The organism is Bacillus sp. FSL R5-0439 (genome assembly GCF_038008805.1).
GTDB lineage: Bacteria > Bacillota > Bacilli > Bacillales > Bacillaceae > Bacillus > Bacillus safensis.
The window spans coordinates 738,420-760,974 of record NZ_JBBOZW010000001.1 but is presented as its reverse complement, the minus strand read 5'-3'; the positions used below and the strand labels follow the sequence as shown (position 1 = coordinate 760,974).

The 22,555-nt window shown below is 44.2% G+C and carries 17 protein-coding genes; 6 read left to right on the top strand and 11 right to left on the bottom strand.

Going from position 1 to position 22,555, the window contains the following annotated elements:
- Positions 1 to 86 precede the first annotated feature (86 nt).
- The 7 genes from NST59_RS03725 to NST59_RS03695 form a co-directional block, all read right to left on the bottom strand.
- Entirely contained in the window at positions 87 to 3,452 is a 3,366-nt protein-coding gene (locus NST59_RS03725) for an exosporium glycoprotein BclB-related protein (RefSeq protein WP_341040147.1), read from the bottom strand.
- Between the two features lie 110 nt (positions 3,453 to 3,562).
- Entirely contained in the window at positions 3,563 to 4,645 is a 1,083-nt protein-coding gene (gene ribD, locus NST59_RS03720; RefSeq protein ID WP_144490799.1) for a bifunctional diaminohydroxyphosphoribosylaminopyrimidine deaminase/5-amino-6-(5-phosphoribosylamino)uracil reductase RibD, read from the bottom strand.
- Between the two features lie 283 nt (positions 4,646 to 4,928).
- Positions 4,929 to 6,686, bottom strand: a complete 1,758-nt coding sequence (locus tag NST59_RS03715; protein WP_058837805.1) for a WD40 repeat domain-containing protein — start codon at positions 6,684 to 6,686, stop codon at positions 4,929 to 4,931.
- Between the two features lie 4 nt (positions 6,687 to 6,690).
- Positions 6,691 to 7,494 carry a formylglycine-generating enzyme family protein gene (locus NST59_RS03710; RefSeq protein ID WP_144490798.1) on the bottom strand — a complete coding sequence of 268 codons (804 nt, stop codon included), beginning with the start codon at positions 7,492 to 7,494 and terminating at the stop codon, positions 6,691 to 6,693.
- A gap of 32 nt (positions 7,495 to 7,526) precedes the next feature.
- Positions 7,527 to 8,252: a GTP cyclohydrolase II gene (locus tag NST59_RS03705; RefSeq protein WP_034282729.1), complete on the bottom strand. Its 726-nt coding sequence runs from the start codon at positions 8,250 to 8,252 to the stop codon at positions 7,527 to 7,529.
- Between the two features lie 265 nt (positions 8,253 to 8,517).
- Positions 8,518 to 9,174, bottom strand: coding sequence for a class I SAM-dependent methyltransferase (locus NST59_RS03700; RefSeq protein WP_144490797.1), 657 nt, complete (start codon positions 9,172 to 9,174; stop codon positions 8,518 to 8,520).
- A gap of 959 nt (positions 9,175 to 10,133) precedes the next feature.
- Positions 10,134 to 10,481: a general stress protein gene (locus tag NST59_RS03695; RefSeq protein WP_039177084.1), complete on the bottom strand. Its 348-nt coding sequence runs from the start codon at positions 10,479 to 10,481 to the stop codon at positions 10,134 to 10,136.
- A 221-nt stretch (positions 10,482 to 10,702) separates the two neighbouring features.
- Between NST59_RS03695 and NST59_RS03690 the strand changes: the two genes are divergently transcribed.
- Positions 10,703 to 11,080, top strand: a complete 378-nt coding sequence (locus tag NST59_RS03690) for a YfmB family protein (protein ID WP_039177083.1) — start codon at positions 10,703 to 10,705, stop codon at positions 11,078 to 11,080.
- Positions 11,081 to 11,201: 121 nt separating this feature from the next.
- Positions 11,202 to 12,206 carry an NADP-dependent oxidoreductase gene (locus NST59_RS03685; RefSeq protein WP_041108604.1) on the top strand — a complete coding sequence of 335 codons (1,005 nt, stop codon included), beginning with the start codon at positions 11,202 to 11,204 and terminating at the stop codon, positions 12,204 to 12,206.
- A gap of 34 nt (positions 12,207 to 12,240) precedes the next feature.
- Here NST59_RS03685 and NST59_RS03680 read toward each other — a convergent pair whose 3' ends face one another.
- Entirely contained in the window at positions 12,241 to 13,383 is a 1,143-nt protein-coding gene (locus tag NST59_RS03680; RefSeq protein WP_058837808.1) for a DEAD/DEAH box helicase, read from the bottom strand.
- Positions 13,384 to 13,535: 152 nt separating this feature from the next.
- Between NST59_RS03680 and NST59_RS03675 the strand changes: the two genes are divergently transcribed.
- Positions 13,536 to 15,089, top strand: a complete 1,554-nt coding sequence (locus NST59_RS03675) for an ABC-F family ATP-binding cassette domain-containing protein (protein WP_024426645.1) — start codon at positions 13,536 to 13,538, stop codon at positions 15,087 to 15,089.
- A gap of 46 nt (positions 15,090 to 15,135) precedes the next feature.
- Here NST59_RS03675 and NST59_RS03670 read toward each other — a convergent pair whose 3' ends face one another.
- Both NST59_RS03670 and NST59_RS03665 read right to left on the bottom strand, forming a co-directional pair.
- Positions 15,136 to 16,326: an MFS transporter gene (locus NST59_RS03670; protein WP_039177075.1), complete on the bottom strand. Its 1,191-nt coding sequence runs from the start codon at positions 16,324 to 16,326 to the stop codon at positions 15,136 to 15,138.
- A 56-nt stretch (positions 16,327 to 16,382) separates the two neighbouring features.
- Entirely contained in the window at positions 16,383 to 16,808 is a 426-nt protein-coding gene (locus NST59_RS03665) for a MerR family transcriptional regulator (protein ID WP_041087175.1), read from the bottom strand.
- A gap of 143 nt (positions 16,809 to 16,951) precedes the next feature.
- Between NST59_RS03665 and folE2 the strand changes: the two genes are divergently transcribed.
- On the top strand, positions 16,952 to 17,848 hold the full coding sequence (folE2, locus tag NST59_RS03660; protein ID WP_144490796.1) for a GTP cyclohydrolase FolE2: 897 nt from the start codon (positions 16,952 to 16,954) through the stop codon (positions 17,846 to 17,848).
- A 31-nt stretch (positions 17,849 to 17,879) separates the two neighbouring features.
- Here the strand turns inward: folE2 and NST59_RS03655 are convergent, their stop codons facing one another.
- Entirely contained in the window at positions 17,880 to 19,763 is a 1,884-nt protein-coding gene (locus NST59_RS03655; protein ID WP_058837811.1) for an ABC-F family ATP-binding cassette domain-containing protein, read from the bottom strand.
- Between the two features lie 132 nt (positions 19,764 to 19,895).
- Here NST59_RS03655 and NST59_RS03650 point away from each other — a divergent pair, with 132 nt between their 5' ends.
- Positions 19,896 to 20,969 (top strand): tetratricopeptide repeat-containing glycosyltransferase family 2 protein, encoded by a 1,074-nt coding sequence (locus NST59_RS03650; protein ID WP_144490795.1) that lies wholly within the window; start codon positions 19,896 to 19,898, stop codon positions 20,967 to 20,969.
- 180 nt (positions 20,970 to 21,149) lie between these two features.
- A complete protein-coding gene (locus NST59_RS03645; protein ID WP_039177068.1) occupies positions 21,150 to 22,541 on the top strand; it encodes an amino acid permease in 1,392 nt (463 codons plus the stop codon).
- Positions 22,542 to 22,555 lie beyond the last annotated feature (14 nt).

Genomic DNA, 22,555 nt, shown 5'->3' with positions numbered 1-22,555 from the left:
TGATATCATTTTTTCTTACTAAGTTAAGAGAAAATTCTTTCAAACAAAAAAGGACGACTCAGAATCGAGTCATCCCTGTATACCTATTACGTGATCGATAAACCAGCACTCGCATAGCCTGCTACGGTATTCACTAAGGATAGACCTGTAGCTGATGCAGAGAATACAACAAGCAATCGTGTTTCAGGTGTGACTGGTACATTTAGACCAGTCGCAATACCGTTTGAAATAGCACCCAGTGTTAAAACTCCAGTTAAAGCTGGGGCTAATGTGACACTCGCTACTTGTGTAAAGCTGTTATTTGGTGTCGGTGAAGCGAACAGACTAGCCGTTACGGTAACACTCGTGCCAACTAAAGAAAGAGCTGCTGTTGTGCTGAAATAGCCGGCAAATGACGTGATTGTTCCAGCTCTCGGAACTGAGAACGCCATGTTGATTAATGTACCCGCAGCGCCTGTTAAATCAATAACTCCGCCTACAATACTGACACCTGTCGCTGAGTTACCAAATCCGATCAAACTGGATGTTCCAACAAGTCCGCCTGCAATTGTTGTCAGGACAGCAGGTGTACCTGAAGCAAATGGAATGATCGCACTCGATCCTGTCACACCTGTTGGACCTGTTGCTCCGGTCGCTCCGGTACCTGTGACGCCGGTGGCTCCGGTTACTCCTGTTGCACCTGTTAAACCTGTGGCACCAGTGGCTCCGGTTACTCCCGTTGCTCCTGTTGCTCCGGTTACCCCAGTTGCACCTGTTAAACCCGTGGCGCCAGTGGCTCCGGTTGCTCCTGTTACTCCTGTGACGCCGGTGGCTCCGGTCGCTCCTGTACCCGTGACTCCCGTTGCTCCTGTATCACCCGTAACACCAGTGGCTCCGGTTACTCCCGTTGCTCCTGTTGCTCCGGTTACCCCAGTTGCACCTGTTAAACCCGTGGCGCCAGTGGCTCCGGTCGCTCCTGTTATTCCTGTGACGCCGGTGGCTCCGGTCGCTCCTGTACCCGTGACTCCCGTTGCTCCTGTATCACCCGTAACACCAGTGGCTCCGGTTACTCCCGTTGCTCCCGTTGCTCCTGTTGCTCCGGTTACCCCAGTTGCACCTGTTAAACCCGTGGCGCCAGTGGCTCCGGTCGCTCCTGTTACTCCTGTGACGCCGGTGGCTCCGGTCGCTCCTGTACCCGTGACTCCCGTTGCTCCTGTATCACCCGTTACCCCAGTTGCTCCGGTTACTCCTGTTGCTCCCGTTGCTCCTGTATCACCTGTTACCCCAGTTGCCCCGGTTACTCCTGTTGCTCCGGTAATACCTGCGGCGGCCAATAACGTATAGTCTGGGGACGTATCTGGTGTACCTGTTGGTGGTGTTGTATTCACAACATAGGTTCCACCTTCATATGTCACCACTTGACCTACTGGATAGGTTGGGGCTGTAGCTGGGTCAAACGCCAGGATGCCAGTTAATCCTACACCCGTTACTCCGGTGGCTCCAGTTGCTCCCGTTGCTCCCGTTGCTCCAGTAACACCTGTGACGCCGGTCGCTCCTGTATCTCCTGTGGCTCCGGTCACTCCTGTACCCGTGACTCCCGTTGCTCCTGTATCACCCGTTACACCAGTTGCTCCTGTCGCTCCGGTTACTCCTGTGACTCCAGTATCACCGGTTACCCCAGTTGCTCCTGTGACGCCGGTGGCTCCGGTAACACCTGCGGCTGCTAATAACGTATAGTCTGGAGAAGTATCCGGTGTGCCTGTTGGCGGTGCTGTATTGACCAGATATGTTCCGCCTTCATATGTCACCACTTGACCTACTGGATAGGTTGGCGCTACTGCTGGATCAAACGCTGCGACTCCGGATAAACCGACTCCAGTCGCTCCAGTCACTCCTGTTGCCCCGGTTTCACCAGTTACCCCTGTTGCACCTGTTGGTCCTGTGACGCCGGTGGCACCAGTTTCTCCTGTCGCTCCTGTGACCCCTGTTGCACCTGTTTCACCGGTGGCTCCCGTACCAGTAGCTCCCGTTGGACCAATTTCCCCCGTCGCTCCCGTAACACCAGTGGCACCGGTTGGACCAATTTCTCCTGTTGCTCCTGTGACGCCAGTGACTCCGGTTGGACCAACCTCTCCCGTTGGTCCTGTCACTCCTGTTGCGCCGGTGGAACCCGTGACTCCTGTACCGGTTGCTCCTGTAACGCCAGTCGCTCCTGCAGCGGCCAATAACGTATAATCTGGTGACGTATCTGGTGTGCCTGTTGGTGGCGCCGTGTTAACAAGGTAGGTTCCTCCTTCATATGTCACCACTTGACCTACTGGATAAGTTGGCGCTACTGCTGGATCAAACGCTGCGACTCCGGATAAACCGACTCCAGTCGCTCCGGTCACTCCTGTTGCCCCTGTTTCACCAGTTACCCCAGTTAAACCTGTTGGTCCTGTGACGCCGGTTGCTCCTGTTTCACCTGTTGCACCGGTTGCTCCTGTACCAGTGGCGCCGGTTGGACCAATTTCCCCCGTTGCTCCTGTGACGCCAGTCGCTCCCGTTTCACCTGTGGCTCCGGTTGCTCCTGTGCCGGTGGCGCCGGTTGGACCAATTTCCCCCGTTGCTCCTGTGACGCCAGTCGCTCCCGTTTCACCTGTGGCTCCGGTTGCTCCTGTTCCAGTGGCGCCGGTTGGACCAATTTCCCCCGTTGCTCCTGTGACGCCGGTCGCTCCCGTTTCACCTGTGGCTCCGGTTGCTCCTGTGCCGGTGGCGCCCGTAACTCCTGTCGCTCCTGCAGCAGCTAAAAGCGTATAATCTGGGGAAGTATCGGGTGTACCTGTTGGCGATGCTGTGTTTACAAGATACGTCTCGCCTTCATATGTCACCACTTGACCTACTGGATACCCTGGTGCCGCTGCCGCATCAAACGGAACAACTCCAGTTAGACCTACACCGGTAGCGCCGGTTGCCCCAGTCGGACCGGGATCTCCCGTAACACCTGTTGGTCCTGTACCTGTTGCTCCTGCAGCAGCTAAAAGCGTATAGTCCGGTGATGTATCAGGCGTCCCTAATGGCGGTGCTGAATTGACCACATACGTACTGCCATCGTATGTCACCACTTGCCCTACTGGATAGGTTGGCGCTACTGCTGGATCAAATGCCAGAATGCCTGTTAAACCTACACCTGTTGGACCGATTGGACCTGCTGGACCTGCTGGGCCCGCTGGACCTGCTGGACCTGCTGCACCCGCCGGACCGGCTGGGCCTCTTCTTCCTCTCCCGCCTGGCGGACCTTGAATCACACAAACACAAGGATCTTTTCCGCAGCAAGGATTTTTCACTGGTTTCCTTGGCTTTTCTGATTTCCCTTTCTTACAACTATCACATTCCCAGCCATCATCCTTATACGCATCATACCAGCTTCCTTTTTGGTAGTGGTCTGTCGAATGAGTTGGATATGTCTTACCACATTGCCTACATCTTTTCATGGAATCACCCCCATCCATCGTATTCATCATGACTTAGAAAGGTGTATGTACACTTTTATTTTTTTATTAATCAAAAGACCTTGCACTTCATGTACAAGGTCTTTCTTTCATTAAAGTCTCATCGTCATTTTTAAATCTTTTCCTACCATACTATAATCCATATCTATTGGACGGATGGCTTCTTGTAATGTTCTCGCACCTTCTCCTTCAAAGAAAGTAGGTGCATCTTTCCCTCCAATTAATAATGGTGCCATATAAATAATGACTTCGTTCACAAGTGATGCTTCTAAAAAGGATGCACTCACACTTCCTCCCGCCTCCACAAGTACCGACATCACAGAACGCTTTTTCAACATACGTAACACTGCATGAAGATCTGTCCGATTTTCTCCGCCTGTGACAAATACTTGAATTCCTTTTTGCATCAGTTGATGATATTTTTTTTGATCGTACTTGTTTGAGGTACAAATAATGGTTTCTGCCATATGATCGTTTAAACATTTCGCATGAAGCGGAATCCTTAAGGTGGAATCTAAAATGACACGAATGGGCTGTGTCACGAATGAATCTTTTACAATAAGACCTGCATCATCTTGAATAATGGTTTCGACGCCTGTTATCACAGCATCTGCTTCTTGACGTAATTGCTGCACTTCATTCCTCGCTTCTGTTCCCGTAATCCATTTGCTTTCTTGATGAGCTGTTGCAATTTTCCCGTCTAACGAAATGGCTGTTTTTAATATGACATATGGAATATCTGATTGTATGGAATGAAAAAAAGGAAGATTTAAGCTGTCCGCTTCCCGTTTACATATCCCTTCTTCTACTTCTATCCCTGCTTGTTTCAACATTGTGACCCCTTTACCTGCTACAAGCGGATTTGGGTCCCCAGTGGCAATGACCACACGTTTCACCCCGCTCTTTATTATCGCTTCTGAGCAAGGACCTGTTTTTCCATGATGCGAACAAGGTTCGAGCGTCACATATAGATGAGCTCCCTTCGCCTTTTCTCCTGCCATTTGCAGCGCATGAATTTCAGCATGCGGTTCGCCCGCCTTCATGTGAGCACCAATTCCGACGATCTCACCTTTTTTGACTACTACTGCCCCGACAAGCGGATTTGGTGAGGTTTGTCCTTTCATGACTTTTGCGTTGGCAATCGCTAGCTTCATATAAAAAACATCGTCTTTCATGTAAGTCTCCTTTCCTCTCTTTCAAGGGAAAGAACTCCTTCAGGAAATGAAGGAGTTCTATTCTCATGTGCTATATTTTTTCCATCCGTTTCTTTTCAGATCGATCATAGTAAGGCAAGGAATAAAAAAGTTTATAAGATGCTCGTTGTTTACAAAAACAGCATTTGCGACATTCATATTTATTAATGAGGAGCACATGCGGACAATTGAGTACAGACAGACCTTTTTTCATATGTTCCTTGCAAACACTTATCATGAGAATCCCCCGCTTACATTCTTTTTCTTAATGAGAGATTACTTCTTTCGGAAATTGTTCGAATAAGCGTAGTACTTCGGTATGCGTCCCATCTTCTCGAACGTGATAAATCCCGCCGTCGTATGAGCTTGCGTATACATCATTGCCTAATTGTCTGATGGCACTAATCCCATTTTTGGCAATTCTAATTGGGCCGGTGTTGACATCCAGCTCTGGATTCCACACTACGATATAGCCCCAATAATCGCCGCTTACAATATAGCCAGAGTCTGTGACTGTGACCGATTTAATCGAATACTGGTGTTCGTTATGCTGGTCTAAAATTCTTCCAGTATGCAAATCAAACAATCTCACATTCTTGTCACGGCTGACAATGGCGATACGGTCTCGTTTACTATCAATAAAGACATCATTTAACAGCTCTGTCGCACCGATGTATTCCGCTTTTAAGGATAAACTCTTTTTATCTAAAAGACAGATGGTTCCTTCAACCGCTGCTGTGATGATATGATCTCCTTCTACCTTTAATGCTTTGACCGCACAATCGTGTGCTTTGGAACGGCCGATTTCCTTTAAGTGTTCTGTTGAAATGACATGGACATAACCGCCGTAAGTTCCAATATAAAATTGACGATCCTCCTCGTGGAAATACACGCTGTTGACCGGACCTGTGTTGAGATCAAACGAAACCATTTGCTGTAATGATTCATGAACAATATGCACCTGACTTGCATGGTCTCCCCACGCATAATAGCTTCCATCCCGTGCAACAGCTACTCCATTCGTTAAAACGCCCGTTGATTTAGCAATTTCCATTCCATTTTTTCTGAATTTTCCATCATCTGATGCGGTAATAATATCACCTGCATCAGTCAGCGCAATGTCATTGATAGATGGTGTCGCCATTTCGATCTCATCTGATATGACTTTGCCCTTTTCAATCGACCATTCACAATATGTTTTTCCAAAGCTGGCTCCTAGTATTGACTTCTCATCCTCTGTCCAGACAAGCGAGCGCTCCCACTGATATTTATGAGGCAGCAGCGTATCGACTAAATCACCGGTTTCATAATTCCACAGCTTAATTAAATGGTCGTAGCCTGCTGTCAGCAAGTAATTGCCGCTTGGAGAAAAATTCACGCGCTTGACACCCTGTAAATGGGCTTTGATGATTTTCTTCTCCTGTAAAGTCGCCGCATCGTAAATAATAACGGTGCCATCATCTCTGCCAAGTGCGAATACTTCTTTTTGATTGCTGCCGCTGATCGTATCCAGTTCATAATCAAACGGGCCGATTTCCCCTACAATTTCTCCGGTCTCATACAGCCATACAAGGACGTATCCATCATCACCTGTTGTGTAAGCTTTATCACCATGTATCCATACAGCTAATACATCTTTGCTATGACCATGGAATTCTCTTAAAATAGCACCCGTTTCGATATCCCACACTAAGCATCTTCTATCTCTGGATACGGATACAAGCAAAGTATCCTGCTTCGCAAAAGCGACGGCTTCTACATCATCCGCATGACCAAACAACGTGCGGATTCGTGTATTTGTGCCTGTATCATATAATTGAATGGTATAGTCTGACGATGCACTCGCTAAATACTTTCCGTTTTCAGAAAGAGATATTGAGTTAATGATATGCTCGTGACTGCCAATGAACGTTCCTTCTCCTGTCTCCCGGTTCCACTGATAAATACAACGGTCATAGCCGCCAGTGTAAACAATTTGGTCGTGCTGAGTTGATAAAACAGATGTAATTGGTCCTCTATGCATGGTTTTACACTCCCACCTTTATATGTTGTTTTTGACGAGTCACTAAACGAAAACCAGTAAATCGAAAAACGGGATCTGGGTGCTTCCCGTGTCTTCTTGCGACTCTGCATAAATCTCCACCTCTTGCGAAGGAGCCGCCTTTTAAAATGTAGTAGTCACTTCCGAGTGTTTCCGTTAAATCATCGACGACCTCGATGCCGCCTTCATATACATGATATTTGGTGTTGACCCATTCCTCGACGTTGCCCCCCATATCATAAAGACCAAATAAGGATCTGCCCTTTTCGTAATGACGGACAGGCGTCGTTTTTTCAATATTTGATTCGTGCGTATTGCAGTAAGAAGGATCAAACTCATCTCCCCATGGATATTGATTTCTCGTGTTTCCCCGGGCAGCATACTCCCATTCTTCTTCCGTAGGAATCGACACATCCATCCCCAGTTTCCCGCTCAGCCACTGACAGAACGAGAAGGCTTCCTCAATGTCCATGCCCCAAGCTGGATGATCTTTTCCCCCGCCAAGCTCTTCGTTCGTTAAGCTCTCTGGGTATGTCTGTCCTGTTTCATTACAATAGCTTTGATACAGTTCATTGCTGACGACCGTATCTGAGATAAAAAATTCGTTGATATACGGCTGATAGGATGGAAATTCTTTGTACAGCCATTTTTGAAACTTTTTCTCACGGCCGTAGGTTGGATTGAGCAGCTTGTCCTTCCAGTATTCTGATGCCTTTTTCATATCTTCTTCATTACTTCCAATCGTTGCATAGCCGCTTGGAATTTGAATCCAATTGATATCAGGTTTCACGCTTTTCTCCCGCCTTCTTTCAATAAACTCGTCTATTGATTAATTAATTTCTTCTCATCGACCATATGCCCTGAGGCTGCTTTTGCCTTTAAATAGGCTTCATTGTAGAGAGAGGCTTCGACCGTATGATCAAACCGCAAAACAGGAAGACCGTAAGCTGCAATAGAATCGACTTTATCCGGATTGTTCGTTAGTAAATGCAATGGTTTCCCTTTGTTTAAATAGTGCAGAACTGCTGCTGCTTCCTCGTAATGCCGATCATCATCCCCGCAGCCGATCAGACGGTTGGCTTCAAAAGTATCCAGCTGCATTTCCTGTAATTTATACGTCAATGCTTTTGCCATCAGCCCAATAGACCGCCCTTCTTGATTGGCCATATACACAAGCATGCCTTTTCCGTAATCGGTGATTTTCTTCAGTGATAATGCAAGCTGTGGACCACAGTCACATTTCAGTGACCCAAACACATCACCTGTTTGGCAGACACTATGGATTCGCACAAGCGGCGGCCGTTCATTTTCAAAGTCGCCAAATAAGAGACAAGAGGAAAAGGTTTGCTGCGCGGTACTCATTTGGACAATCGATTCGATCGTTGGTTTTGTATCCCGTTCAACAGGTGCGAAGGCATACCACTTAAATGGCACTTCTTCATGTTGAATGGAAATTGGCAAATTCACAGGCCCCACGAGCAAATAGTGTTTTTCTTGAAAGGTAAAATGATGAATCATTGATTGTAATTCATCTACAAACTTGTTCATTTGTCTCCCCCCTATTCATCACTGCACCCATAGCGCAGTGATGGAGTGATGAATATGTGTACGCACTCCCTCTGCCTGTGTGCTCCCGCAGAAGGAAATGAATGTGCAGTGTCTCTCATCGCTTTAGACCTTGTCCATTTCCAGTACAAAGGAGCAGAAATCTTGGTTCATATGCTTTTTTGTCAGAGCAGCAAACGCCCTTGATTGGCAGACGCTCTTTCTTAACTTGAACACCTCTGCTAGCTTTGAATCACTCACCTTTGTACTAGATTTTGACGGCAATGACATGATGCTGGCATATTCCGGCCTTCGCTTGTAATGGTGATATGGATACAAGCTCAAGACCTGATGTACAAATTTTTTCGCCAAGCTGAGAATCTGAAAACGAAAAATGAAAACGGCCATCTTCTCCGATTAATCCTGTTTTCCACTCTTCTCCCCAGACAACAAGTGAAAAGACACCGCCTTCATGAAGTAAAGAAGAGACCTGTTTTAAATAACGTTCATGATCATCAGGATGTTGATGATGAAAGCAACCATGATCTAAAATCAAATCAAATTGCATCCCGCGTTCCTGATCCATGGACCATGACATAAAATCTTGATGAACAAAGTGGACAGGAACTGTTTCTCTTTTCTGTAACCCTTCCCACTCCTCATGCTCATACAGGTCGATACCGACATATGCGGAAAGCCCGCTTAAATGTTCAAGTGCACGGCCGTTGCCGCACCCGATATCCAGTACAGAAGCAAGTGCATTCTTTTCCCTTGAACGCCATGCCTTTAATGACATCACTGCTGCGTCTGTTAAGGATGGATCAGTGGACCACATATCTGTTCTTTGCTCATAATGCTCTTGGAATGCCATGCGCATCTTTTCTAAATACAAACCACTGTCTTCATGGTACAAAGCCTTTTTCATCATGAAACCTCCTTCAATTCACAATCGCCTTTTCGGACAAAGGTGGTTTTCAAGCCAAAAACCTTATGTTAAAATGAAAGATGGATTTTTTAGGAAAATCTGTTTGTCTGAAAAAGGAGAGAAGCATCCCACATGTTCACTCTTCTTTTTCAGCATTCATCCTCCTCATATGCAGCCGTTTGAAGGCCGCCTCGCCTCAGCTTGTTCTCTCTTTTTTTCATATGAGATCACCTCCTTCACCGTTCGATCAATTCACACCCTTTATTGAAACCGCTTTCCCTTTTGTATAAGGACTTAACGCCTTTTGACTATCTCTTGCAAAGTGTTCATAGTAGAAAAACCAATCTACTGTTTAGAATGACTATCATTTTTTTTCAAGTAAATGATTCTTTTTTTGTTTTAGTAGACACTTTTGTAACTTAAAGGCGCTTAGGCCTTGGTTTCTGCCACCCCCTTTCACTAAGTGATGCTCCGAATAAACTCGTCAGAAATTTAACAACTAATTCCATAATGACTGGAATAAGCCAAATATATTGTTTTTAGTTTATTTTGTCAACAAATTATTTCCTAAACATTAAAATGAATTTTCTAATTGAAAATACAGGTATTTTTCGTGGTTTTTTGACCTTAAAACAATCATTTCTACACAAAAATACAATTTAAACCAATAGAACTAAGAAATTTATCTACTAAATTACACAAGTTTTTTATTTAATTTTAAATCAAAATAGAAAGATACAATAATTATTTCCCGAATGATTTTTTGTGATATTTCGACTATTTTTTCTGATTCCCCATGTTTTTCTTTGGTATAGCGGCATTTTCAATTAGAGAGTTTACTATTTATTCCATACTTCTGTATTTGTTTTTTATCGTAAAAAAGATATATGTCTCTCCTTCAGACATGGAGGCATGAAAAAAAGCCCCTTACAAAAGTAAGAGGCTTTTTCAGTTGGCGTTTACGCCCAGTTTTTCACTTTTTCATGATCTGTGACAAAGAGAAGCACTTTCCCTTCATCTAAATGTTCTTCAAATGTCTCAGCTTCTTCTTTGGTGAAACCAATTTCATGAATTTTATTGCGGAGCTCATCTCCCTTTTTACTAAAGATGTTCCCGACCGCATGTTTAAGTCCAACTTCTCTTGAGCCTATCGTATTGGCATCTGCATTATTTGCAATACGCTCTGTTCGATCATCGTCATGGGATAGAACATAAATGTCCTCTCTTGCAACACCGATCGATTTTAATTGCTCTACATCTCTTTGAAGTGTTTCATCATTTGAATACTCTCTTACAACAGGTTTCATTTTATATTCCTCCTTTAACGTCTTACGAATCTTTTACCCGTCACTTTTGACATTAAACCTTACAAGAGCACATCCAATTTGCTTAATGAGCATACCATGCCTATCGACTTATTTTTGACAAAAAGCCTGTTAAAGTGACTAAATTTTCTGAAATATCGTGTTCATTCCTGTGGATTTGTTGTACAATTCTTATACTGGAGGCTAGAAATGAGGGAGAGCTGATGTATTACTTTTCAGCGGAGCAGCAGTTTAATGCTTGGGTTGTCAGTGATTTGGTGAAACAGCTTTTTCAAAAGTGGAATCCTGAAGAAGCGAATACAAAGCCGCTTACATTGTTTGCCGAACAGCACTTTCGCATCTCCATTGATTATCTCTTTTCCATCATTATTAACATTGGAGATATCGAGTCAATTGAACAAGATCCACAAGACCTGTTGTCCTCATATTTGAATATCCTTTTTCCTTTTGTGACGCGCGATATGATGAAGGCCTCCATGCAAAATGCAAACGAATATTTGTTAAAAGAACGTGATGCGGATGTGTATCAGCTGTTTGGCTGTCTCCCGCCGCTCCTCTCTGTATCTTTTCAGAAAAAGTAGTCCCCTTCGATGAGATGGCGGCTGCTTTTTTGTGTGTGTTTTGAAAAGACCGTATGTTTTGAACGAAAAGAAGCATCATGTTAATGTAAATCTAGGCTGTAAGTGAAAGGGAGGATTTGACATGAGTCAACAAAAGCAAATTCAATTAGCTAAACGTCCAAAAGGATTACCTACAAAAGATGTTTTTCATTTTGAAACAGTAGATATACCTGTACCGCAAGATGGAGAGGTCTTGATTCAAACGAAATATGTTTCTGTAGATCCTTATATGAGAGGACGAATGCAGGATACAAAATCCTATACACCTCCGTTCAAGCTAAATGAAGTGATTCAGGGCGGTGTCGTCGGAGAAGTCGTTGAGTCGAAATCGCCTCAATTTGAAAAGGGTGATTTTGTCCTTGGTTTCCTTGGCTGGCAAGAATATTCCACTGCCAAAGCTGAATCTCTGACTAAAATTGATCCGTCCATTGCGCCATTGTCCTATTATTTAGGCATCTTGGGGATGCCAGGGCAAACCGCTTACTTTGGCCTGCTTGCGATTGGCCAGCCAAAAGAAGGCGAGACGGTTGTCATTTCTGGAGCCGCAGGTGCCGTTGGTTCCGTTGTGGGACAAATCGCTAAGATCAAAGGCGCACACGTCGTGGGAATTGCCGGATCTGATGATAAACTCGCTTATTTAAAAGAATTAGGCTTTGATGAAACGATTAATTATAAAACAACGAATGATTTAGATGATGCGATTGCAAAAGCCTGTCCTAACGGCGTTGATGTGTACTTTGACAACGTAGGCGGCGAAATTTCAGATGCGGTGATGAATCATTTGAACCGTTTTGCACGCATTCCAGTATGCGGTGCCATTTCTTCTTATAATATTAGTGCAAGCGAAGATATCGGTCCTCGTGTGCAAACAAAACTCATCAAAACAAGCGCATTGATGCAAGGCTTCATCGTTGCCAACTATTCAGATCGTTTTGGAGAGGCAGCGAAGGATCTCGCACAATGGGTAAAAGAAGACAAACTCACATATAAAGAAACAATCATTGAAGGATTTGATAACATTCCTGATGCATTCCTTGGACTATTCAAAGGAGAAAATGTCGGAAAACAGCTTGTCAAAATTTCATAACAAAAAGGACCCTTCCACATGGAGGGTCCTTTTCTTATGCCTGCTTGGGCGCAAGCTGCAGCTGGCCTTGCTTATACACAATTTCTTCAAGCGAAAGATTTAGCTTTTTCGCCATTTTTTTCAGCATTGATTGCTCTTGAGGTGTGACAAGACTGATGACTGCGCCTTCTTTTCCAGCACGTCCGGTTCTGCCTGAACGGTGGATGTAGCCCTCTTCATTTGGCATATCTGCATGAATGACATATGGCAGGTCATCAATATCGATTCCTCTTGCTGCAATATCTGTTGCAAGGAGGAGCGGGAATTCACGCTGTTCAAATGATTTTAATATTACAGCACGCTCAGCTTTTTTTGCTTCACTATGAAGGACACCAAGGTCGACATGGTGATACGCTAATTTCTCTGCATAAATGCTTAAGTTCGTAATGTCACGCACAAAAACGAGCGCCTGCATGTCCTCAAGCCGTGATAGCTTTTGCAGTAGTTTCACTTTGTCACGCTGATCACATAACAGATAATAGTGACCCACTTTCTGCGCTTCTTCCTCACTTCTAGCAATTTTCAATACTTCTGGTTCAGATGTCATTTCTTTGATCAGCTGAACGGTTTCTTCTTTCAACGTGGCAGAAAAACAAAGGATTTGTCTTTCTTTTAATGTGGACTTAATGATCGCTTGGATCGTTTTCATATGCTCTGGCACAAGAAGTTGATCTGCTTCGTCTAATACGATCGTTTTGACTTCATGCATTTTCAGTTTCTTGATTTTGATTAATTCTTGTACTCGGCCAGGTGTCGCCACAACGATGTTCGGGTGTTTCTTTAGCTTTTCTTGCTGCTTCTTGATGTTCGCTCCACCAATCAAGGAAACCGCTTTGATGTCTGATCCTTGTTTGAACTCTTGCACGACATCAAAGATTTGCATCACAAGCTCTCTTGAAGGTGCCAAGATTAAGACTTGCGGATGCTTGATATTGACATCAATTTTATTTAAAAGCGGCAGAACATACGCAAGTGTCTTCCCCGTTCCAGTTGGCGATTCTGCGATCACATCACGCTTCTCCGTAATCCACTCTGCTGTTTTTTCTTGTATAGCTGTTGGTTTTTCGAAGCCAGCCGCTTGAAAGTTCTCTTGAATAAATGGCTTTGCTTCTTTCAAAAATGCCCAATTTTCCGTCATGTCGATCTCCTTTATCCTCATTCAATCTATCCTTTAGTATCTCAAAATCAGCTTTGAAACGCAATTTTTCTTTTGATGCTTTTATCGAGCCGGACAGTTCGATATAATCATGAGAGGCACTAGCCGTTTTGAATCTATTTGAGGTGTAAAAAATGATATTATCTGTTAAAGATTTAAGTCATGGCTTTGGCGACAGAGCCATTTTCCACGAAGTGTCCTTCCGTTTATTAAAAGGCGAGCATGTCGGCTTAATCGGCGCCAACGGTGAAGGAAAGTCAACGTTTATGAATATTATTACTGGCAAGCTGGAGCCAGATGCAGGAAAAGTCGAATGGGCAAAAAATGTCCGTGTCGGCTATCTTGATCAGCATACCGTGCTAGAAAAGGGAAGAACGATCCGTGAAGTCCTTCAGGATGCATTCCATTATTTATTTTCAATGGAAGCCGCGATGAATGACATTTATGGCAAAATGGGTGAAGCCGATCCTGATGAGCTGGAAAAGCTGTTAGAGGAAGTGGGCGTCATTCAGGATGCACTGACAAACAATGATTTCTATATCATTGATTCTAAGGTCGAGGAGATTGCAAGAGGTCTTGGCTTAACGGATCTCGGGCTGGACCGTGATGTGACGGAGCTCAGCGGCGGTCAGCGTACGAAGGTGCTGCTAGCGAAATTGCTGTTAGAGAAGCCAGAAATTCTCCTTCTCGATGAGCCGACCAACTATTTGGATGAGCAGCATATTGAGTGGCTGAAGCGTTATTTACAAGAATATGAAAATGCGTTTATCCTCATTTCACATGATATTCCGTTTTTAAACAGTGTCATCAACTTGATTTATCATGTTGAAAATCAAGAACTCACGCGCTATGTTGGCGACTACGACCAATTTAAACAAGTGTACGAAGTCAAAAAGCAGCAGCTCGAAGCAGCCTATAAAAGACAGCAGCAGGAAGTGGCTGAACTAAAGGATTTTGTCGCAAGAAACAAAGCACGTGTCAGCACAAGAAATATGGCGATGTCCCGCCAAAAGAAACTGGATAAGATGGATATGATTGAACTCGCAGCAGAAAAGCCAAAACCTGAATTCCATTTTAAACCGGCACGTACTTCTGGGAAACTGATTTTTGAAACGAAAGATTTGGTCATCGGTTATGATGAACCGCTCTCCCGCCCATTGAATTTGAAAATGGAACGCGGGCAAAAAATTGCGTTGTACGGTGCTAACGGTATCGGTAAAACGACGCTGCTCCGAAGTCTTCTTGGGGAAATCACACCTATTTCTGGTGAGGTGGAACGTGGAGAATTCTTGCATATTGGCTACTTTGAGCAAGAAGTAAAAGAGCAGAACAGCAATACTTGTATTGAAGAAGTATGGAGCACCTTCCCTTCTTACACGCAATATGAAGTCAGAGCCGCTCTTGCAAAATGCGGATTAACGACAAAACATATTGAAAGCCGTGTATCTGTTTTAAGTGGAGGAGAAAAAGCAAAGGTCCGTCTTTGCAAGCTGATCAACGAAGAAACCAACTTACTTGTTCTCGATGAGCCGACAAACCACTTAGATGTCGATGCAAAAGAAGAACTAAAACGCGCGTTAAAAGAATATAAAGGCAGCGTCTTATTGATTTCTCACGAACCTGAATTTTATCAAGATGTGGCAACCGAAACTTGGAATTGCGAATCTTGGACAACAAAAGTATTATAACGACAAAAAAGCCTTATATCTTCTAAAGATATAAGGCTTTTTCTCATTAATGACCTGCTTGGATATTCACCAAATGCTTACGTCCAAGGAGGAGGATGATCATGCCTAAGAGAACCACAGCAGCCCCGACATAATAAGGTGTACTTGCTGTATAGGATTCAGCGAGAACTCCGGCAATCCAAGGAGCAATCGCGCCCCCAATAAATCGTACAGCACTGTAAGAGGATGAAGCAATTGAACGTTCAACCGGTGCTGACCCCATCACAGCTGTCGTGAGCACTGTATTGATCATACCGAGAATTCCCCCAGCAATGACAATTCCGCAGATCACGACCACAGCATGAGACGTCCATACCCCAATACCGAATAAAATCACAGCAAACGAAGCAAACAGAACGACAAGCGAGGTCAATGTCCCAAGTTTGCGATGAATGACTGGCGCTGAGAAGACAGAGGTCACAGCCAAGAATAGCCCCCATCCAAAAAAGACATATCCAAGTCCATGCTCATCAAGATGGAGCACAAATGGCGAATACGCTAAAAGCACAAAGAAACCGAAATTGTATAAGAAAGCGGCAGATGCCATCGTTAAAAGCCCTTTATATTTTAACGCCCCGACAGCCTCAAATAATTTCACTTTTTTCTGCGGCTTTTGCATAGGTGGAAGCATAAAGGTAATCGCTAAAAGAGCAATAAGCATTAACACGGCAACACCAAAGAAAGGCCCGCGCCAAGAAATTGTGCCAAGCTCACCGCCAAGCAGCGGTCCAACCGATATCCCAAGACCTAGTGCTGCCTCGTATAAAATAATAGCCTTCGCACTTCCTCCAACAGATACACCAACAATGACAGAGAGTGCAGTTGAAATAAATAAAGCATTCCCAATGCCCCATCCGCCTCTAAAGCCAATTAATTCATTAATCGTTGAAGAAGTACCACCTAAAGCAGAAAAAACAATAATAAAAATGAGTCCAACTAATAACGTCCATTTCGCACCAATCCGACTAGAAATAAAGCCGGTAAAGAACATCACAAAGCCGGTCACAAGTAAGTAGCTTGTAAATAAAAGAGAGACCTGGCTTGGAGATGCGTGTAATTGCGATGCAATGGCTGGCAGGATCGGGTCGACGAGTCCTATTCCCATAAACGAAATCACACACGCAAAGGCAACAGCCCAAACGGCTTTTGGCTGCCTAAGCAGACTTGTACGCTGTTTCAACACTTCTTCTTCCTTCATTCCATCAGAACCTTTCCTTCAAATGTTGACAAAATAAAATAAACACGCAGAGGTGTTTATTTTTGTAGTTGCTCAATTGCATGAGCCGCTCTTTCTTTCATCGCTTCAAGATCCTTTTTAAAGGATTGAATCGTTTCAAGCTTTTTTGTTATCAATTGATGCTGTATGTTGAGCTGCGCATCAATATCTAAAAGCTTCTCTAATCGTTCCTTCGGATCAAGCGACAGCAAGTAGCCTTCTTTATTCAACTCTAGCTGCTTTCCGATTTCCATAAACGATTGAAGCTCCTGTAAAGAAAAACCGAGTACCTCTTTTGCCTGCATCACTTTCTCTAGCTCTTCCATATCGTCCTCTGAGTAAAGTCTGACACCGCCCTCAGTCCGCTTTGGTGCTGATAATAAACCAATCTCTTCATAGAAACGAATCGTCCGTTTTGTCAGTCCGCTTCTTTTCGCCACTTGATCAATTTTCATCCATTCCATCGCCAGTGCCTCCTGCTCATCAATTCATGTTTTATTATACACCTTTATAACCTTAACGTAAACGTCAAAGTTTTAACACTTGATTTATTTCATATGTTATCGCAAAATAAATAGTAATAATTACGATTTATAGGAGGTACTATATGCGCTCATTTCCACCTAAAGTAGAACGGCACCAGCTATTTGGATCAGTACCGCCAAGTCTTGGCACAAAGCCTTGGCAAAAAGAGGACATGTCTGACATTCAAAAAACAGAGCAGGACTTTTATTTTCATCTTGAACAAGTCGGGATCTGCCGCATGTCCTATCCCATACATATCGTATCTAAAACAGCACCACAGCGCCAAACAACCACTGCTGAATTCTCACTGAGCACATCCCTGCCAGCCCATCAAAAAGGCATTCATATGAGCCGTCTCACTGAACAGCTGCACTCGTTTTATGAGAGCAGCAAGCCTCTTGATGTGAATACCCTAAAAGAATTGACGGCAGCGCTCGCCCGGAAAATGAATCAATCCTCTGCTTCCATTCAAGTTTCATTTCCATGGTACATGGAAAAACAGAGTCCAGTCACCGGGCGGTCAGGCTTGATGCATGCAACTGTCAAATATGACGTCCATTTTCATGAAAAGGACGGATGGACCTGTCACGTTGGGTGCGATGCACAGGTCACGACATTATGTCCCTGTTCCAAAGAAATCAGTGAATATGGTGCCCATAATCAGCGTGGGTCTGTTTCCATTCAAGTAGAGTTGTTTGAACAAGTAGCGCTCCCTGACGACATCAAGACCGCTCTTTTACATATCATTGAGTCCAATGCGAGCGCACCGCTTTATCCCGTGCTCAAAAGACCTGATGAAAAGAAAGTGACAGAAGAGGCTTATGAAAATCCGCGCTTTGTAGAAGATATCACAAGGTTAATTGCCATTGAATTATATGAGCAGCCATGGATCAGAGGCTTTCAAGTCGAGTGTCGTAATGAGGAATCCATCCACCAGCATGATGCGTATGCCAAATGCTCCTATCAAAAAAACCTGTAGATCGCTCTACAGGTTTTTTATTTCCACATCTTTATTCATTCATTTCCTCAATCATAAGAGATAGTTCTGTCCAGCGGTCCATTGCTTGTTCTAATTCTTCCGCAACGGCTTTTTGTTCGTCCATCAGCTCTTGAATTTTCCCAAAATCACTGCCTGCCTCTGCAATGCTGGCTTCAAGCTGCTGATGTTTTTCCTCTAATGCTTGTATCCGGTCTTCAATCCCATCCCATTCAAGCTGGTCTTTATAAGAAAGTTTTTTTCTCTTTTTAGGCGCAGCTTCTACTTGTTTTTCAGCAGGCTTTGTCTCTGTCCGTTTCTGCTCTTTTTCCTGTTCCATATAATCGCTGTATGCACCTTGGAAGTGTGAGATTCGCCCATTTCCTTCAAAGACAAGCAGGCGGTGAACCACTCGGTCTAAGAAATAACGATCATGGGACACGGTGATGACGACGCCAGGGAACTGCTCTAAATAATCCTCTAAAATACTGAGGGTTTCTGTATCAAGGTCGTTCGTCGGCTCATCTAAAAAGAGAACATTCGGCTCTTCCATTAAGACCTTCAATAAATACAATCTGCGGCGTTCTCCCCCTGACAGTTTACGAATATACGTCCGCTGCATCGATCTTGGGAAAAGGAAGCGCTCCAGCATCTGCTCTGCTGTTACAATGGCGCCATCAGACGTCTTGACGATCTCAGCTGTTTCCTTGATGTACTCAATGATGGTCAGCTCATCATTCATTTCCTTGTGATCCTGCGTGTAGTAACCAATACGAACGGTTTGTCCAATGGTCAATTGTCCTGAAGTCGGTTCAATCTTACCTGCTAGACAGTTCAGTAAAGTGGTTTTGCCGACTCCATTCGGTCCGATAAATCCGATACGATCGCCCGGCACGACTAAATCTGTAAACCGCTCCACAAGAGTCTGGCCAGCAAATGAAATTGATAAGTCTTCTGCCTCTATCACTTGTTTCCCCAAGCGGTGCGAGCCGATGGCAAAATCAAGCTCTCCCTTCGCATCAGGTCCTTTTTGATCCTTCAGCTCTTCGACTCTGCCAATACGTGCTTTCTGCTTTGTCGTTCTTGCTTTCGCTCCTCGTCTTAGCCATGCAAGCTCTCGTCTAAGCAAGTTTTGACGCTTCGTTTCTTTCACCTGAGCTTCTGCTTCCCGCTCCGCTCTTTTTTCTAAAAAGACTTCATAATTTCCTTTATACGTATAAAGCTGTCCTTGATTTAACTCATAAATCCGATTGGCTACCCGATTTAAGAAATAACGATCGTGCGTCACGAGGATGACAGCACCGCTATATTGGCTTAAGTATCCTTCAAGCCATTCAATCGTTGCATTATCAAGATGGTTGGTTGGCTCATCTAAAATCAACAAACCAGCAGGCTGAATTAAATTTTTAGCAATGGCGACACGTTTTTTCTGTCCGCCTGATAATGCATGTACAGAGCGGCTTACATCTTTCACGCCAAGCTTTGTCAAAATCGTTTTGGCTGAAAGGTTCGCATCCCAAGCATCTTCTTGATCCATTCGATTTTGCATGCGCATCAGTGCCTCTTGTTTTGCCTCATTTTGCGGATCATGCTCTAAATCGGCGAGTGCCTTTTCATACGCCTTCATCGTTTGAATCATTGGTGCCGTTCCCGAAAAAATATAGTCAAGAATCGTTTCATTCCCGCTCATTTCAGGATCTTGTTCGAGAAATTCGATATCAAGTGTCCCTGCCTTCGTGATGTCACCTTCCTCAAACGATTCAAGTCCTGCAATGACCTTTAGAAGCGTTGACTTCCCTGTTCCATTTGGTCCAATCAATCCGATGCGTTCCTTTGGTTCTATATGAAAAGAAATATGATCAAACAGCGTTTTCTCGCCATAGGTTTTATATAATCCTTCAACATTCAATAAACTCATTTTATCAGCCCTTACATAGATTCTTTCTTTATTTTAAATCAGCCAGTAGCAGAAAACTAGTTTTAAAAAACCCGCTGCAGAAAAGAATGTTTCCTTTTGATGCTCGATACACTATGAAGAGGTGATCTAAAGATGATAACCATTAGCTTATGTATGATTGTGAAAAATGAAGAGGAGGTGCTGGCGGACTGCCTTTCGTCTGTTCAAGACATTGTCGATGAGATGATCATCGTTGATACAGGATCAACAGATCAAACGAAGGAAATCGCTCATTCCTTTTCAGCAAAAGTGCTGGATTTTGAATGGGTCCAGCATTTTGCAAAAGCACGCAACTTTGCTTTCTCACATGCAGCGAAAGAGTATATTTTATGGCTCGATGCTGACGATGTTCTGCTTGAAGAAGACCGCCAAAAACTGCTTCAGCTCAAGCAGACACTTGATCCCTCGGTGGATGCTGTTTCGATGTTTTATCATGTGGGATTCGATGAAAACGGTCAAGTCAATTTCAAATATAGAAGAAATCGCCTTGTGAAGCGTTCCTTGAACTTTCAGTGGTACGGGGCCGTTCATGAGTTTCTTCAAGTGTATGGAAACATCCTTCCTGCAGATATCGCCGTCACACATCAAAAACGCAAGAAAACAACTGCTGGTGAGCCTGGGCGCAACTTGCGAATTTATGAAGACATGCTGGCAAAAGGAGAGGATATGACGCCCCGTGATCTCTTTTACTTTGCCAATGAATTAAGAGACAACGGTCAGCGTGTCAAAGCGATTCGTTTTTATCATGAATTTTTAAACACAAAACAGTGCTGGATTGAGGATGAAATTCGCACATGCCAATATTTAGCGGACTGCTATTATGCGGTAGGCTATGAGGAAGCAGCCTTATCCTCATTATTACGTTCCTTCTTATATGATCAGCCCCGGCCAGAATTTTGCTGCCGGATCGGGGATCATTTAAAAATACAAAATAAACATCAGGCAGCCATCTTTTGGTATGAGCAGGCGCTGAAGGCTCCTGAAAACGAAACAGCCTTCACACTGACACAATATAAAACGTGGTATCCTCACCTTCAGCTTTGCTACTGTTATTATCAGCTCGGCAACCTGGAACAAGCCAAAATACATCACCGTGCCTCCTCGGCCCATCATCCAACTCATCCAAGTGTGCTGTACAATGAAAAAATATTTGCTGAACAGACTTAGATTGTCTGACACCACATCCGCCTTCGATCTCTCGGCGGATGTTTCTTTTTAAAGGCTTATTCGGTTGTGAGGTTTAACACTTTAGTGATTTAAAGCGTTTTTCAACCAATTGACTAAATTGTCATTTGCGCATATACTAACATTCGTCTTACGAAAAGATTTATCCATTAGGAGGTCAACATGAGTTCTTTATTTCGAAAAAAATCTCTCGACCAGCTCATGCTTGAAAGTCAAACGAAGCGGCTCAGCCGTTCTTTGAATACGTTTGATTTAATCTTGCTTGGCATTGGCTGTGTGGTCGGGACTGGGATCTTTGTCATTACGGGGGTTGCTGCTGCAAATGATGCAGGACCTGCGATTATTATATCTTTTATTTTGGCTGCGATCGCATGCGCCCTTGCTGCTTTTTGCTACGCTGAATTCTCCTCATCCATTCCTGTGTCAGGAAGCGTCTATACGTATTCCTACGCAACACTTGGAGAATTTCTCGCCTTCTTAATGGGCTGGGATCTCATGCTTGAATATGTCATTGCGCTCTCTGCTGTGGCAAGTGGATGGTCGTCCTATTTCCAATCACTGCTCAGCGGATTCGGTCTTCACATACCGAAGGCTTTATCAGCTGCACCTGGAGCCGCTGACGGGGCCGTCTTTAACCTTCCAGGCGCACTCATTATTTTGCTTATCACCTTTATCGTCTCAAGAGGCGTCAAAGAAAGTACAAAGCTGAATAACATCATTGTGCTGATCAAAATTGCCATCGTCCTACTCTTTATCATTTCAGGCTTTGCTTACGTCAAACCTGAAAACTGGACACCGTTTATGCCAATGGGCTTTAACGGCGTAATCGCAGGCGCGGCAACCGTCTTTTTTGCTTACCTCGGATTTGATGCGATCGCCAATGCATCTGAAGAGGTCAAAAATCCGCAAAAGGCGATGCCGGTTGGGATTATCGGAGCGCTCGGTGTTTGTACCATTTTATACATCGGGGTTTCCTTTGTCTTAACAGGCATGGTTCACTATACGAAGCTGAATGTCAGTGATCCTGTCGCATTTGCTCTTCAAGTAGTTGGCCTGAATAGTGTGGCGGGTATCATATCAGCCGGTGCTATTATTGGGATTACCACGGTTCTCATTGCCTTGGTTTATGCACAGGTTCGCTTAACTTTTGCGATGAGCCGCGATGGGCTTATGCCAAATATTTTCTCAAAGGTTCATCCAAAATCGCAAACGCCCGTTGCCAACACTTGGCTGACAGGTGCAGTCGCAGCGTGTATCGTAGGTTTTGTGAATTTATCGACGCTTGCGAATTTAGTCAGCATCGGTACACTAGCAGCCTTCACGGTGATTTCCATTGCGGTCATCATTTTACGGAAAAAACATCCGAATCTTAAAGCAGCATTTAAAGTACCGTTCGTGCCTGTGCTTCCGATTATCAGTGCGATCATTTGTATGACATTGGCTGCCACACTGAAATGGGAGACATGGAGAGCCTTCCTCATCTGGATCGCCATCGGTGTTGTTGTCTATTTCACCTATGCAAGACGAAAAAGCCATCTGAATGAAACAAATTAGAAAAGAGACTCGAG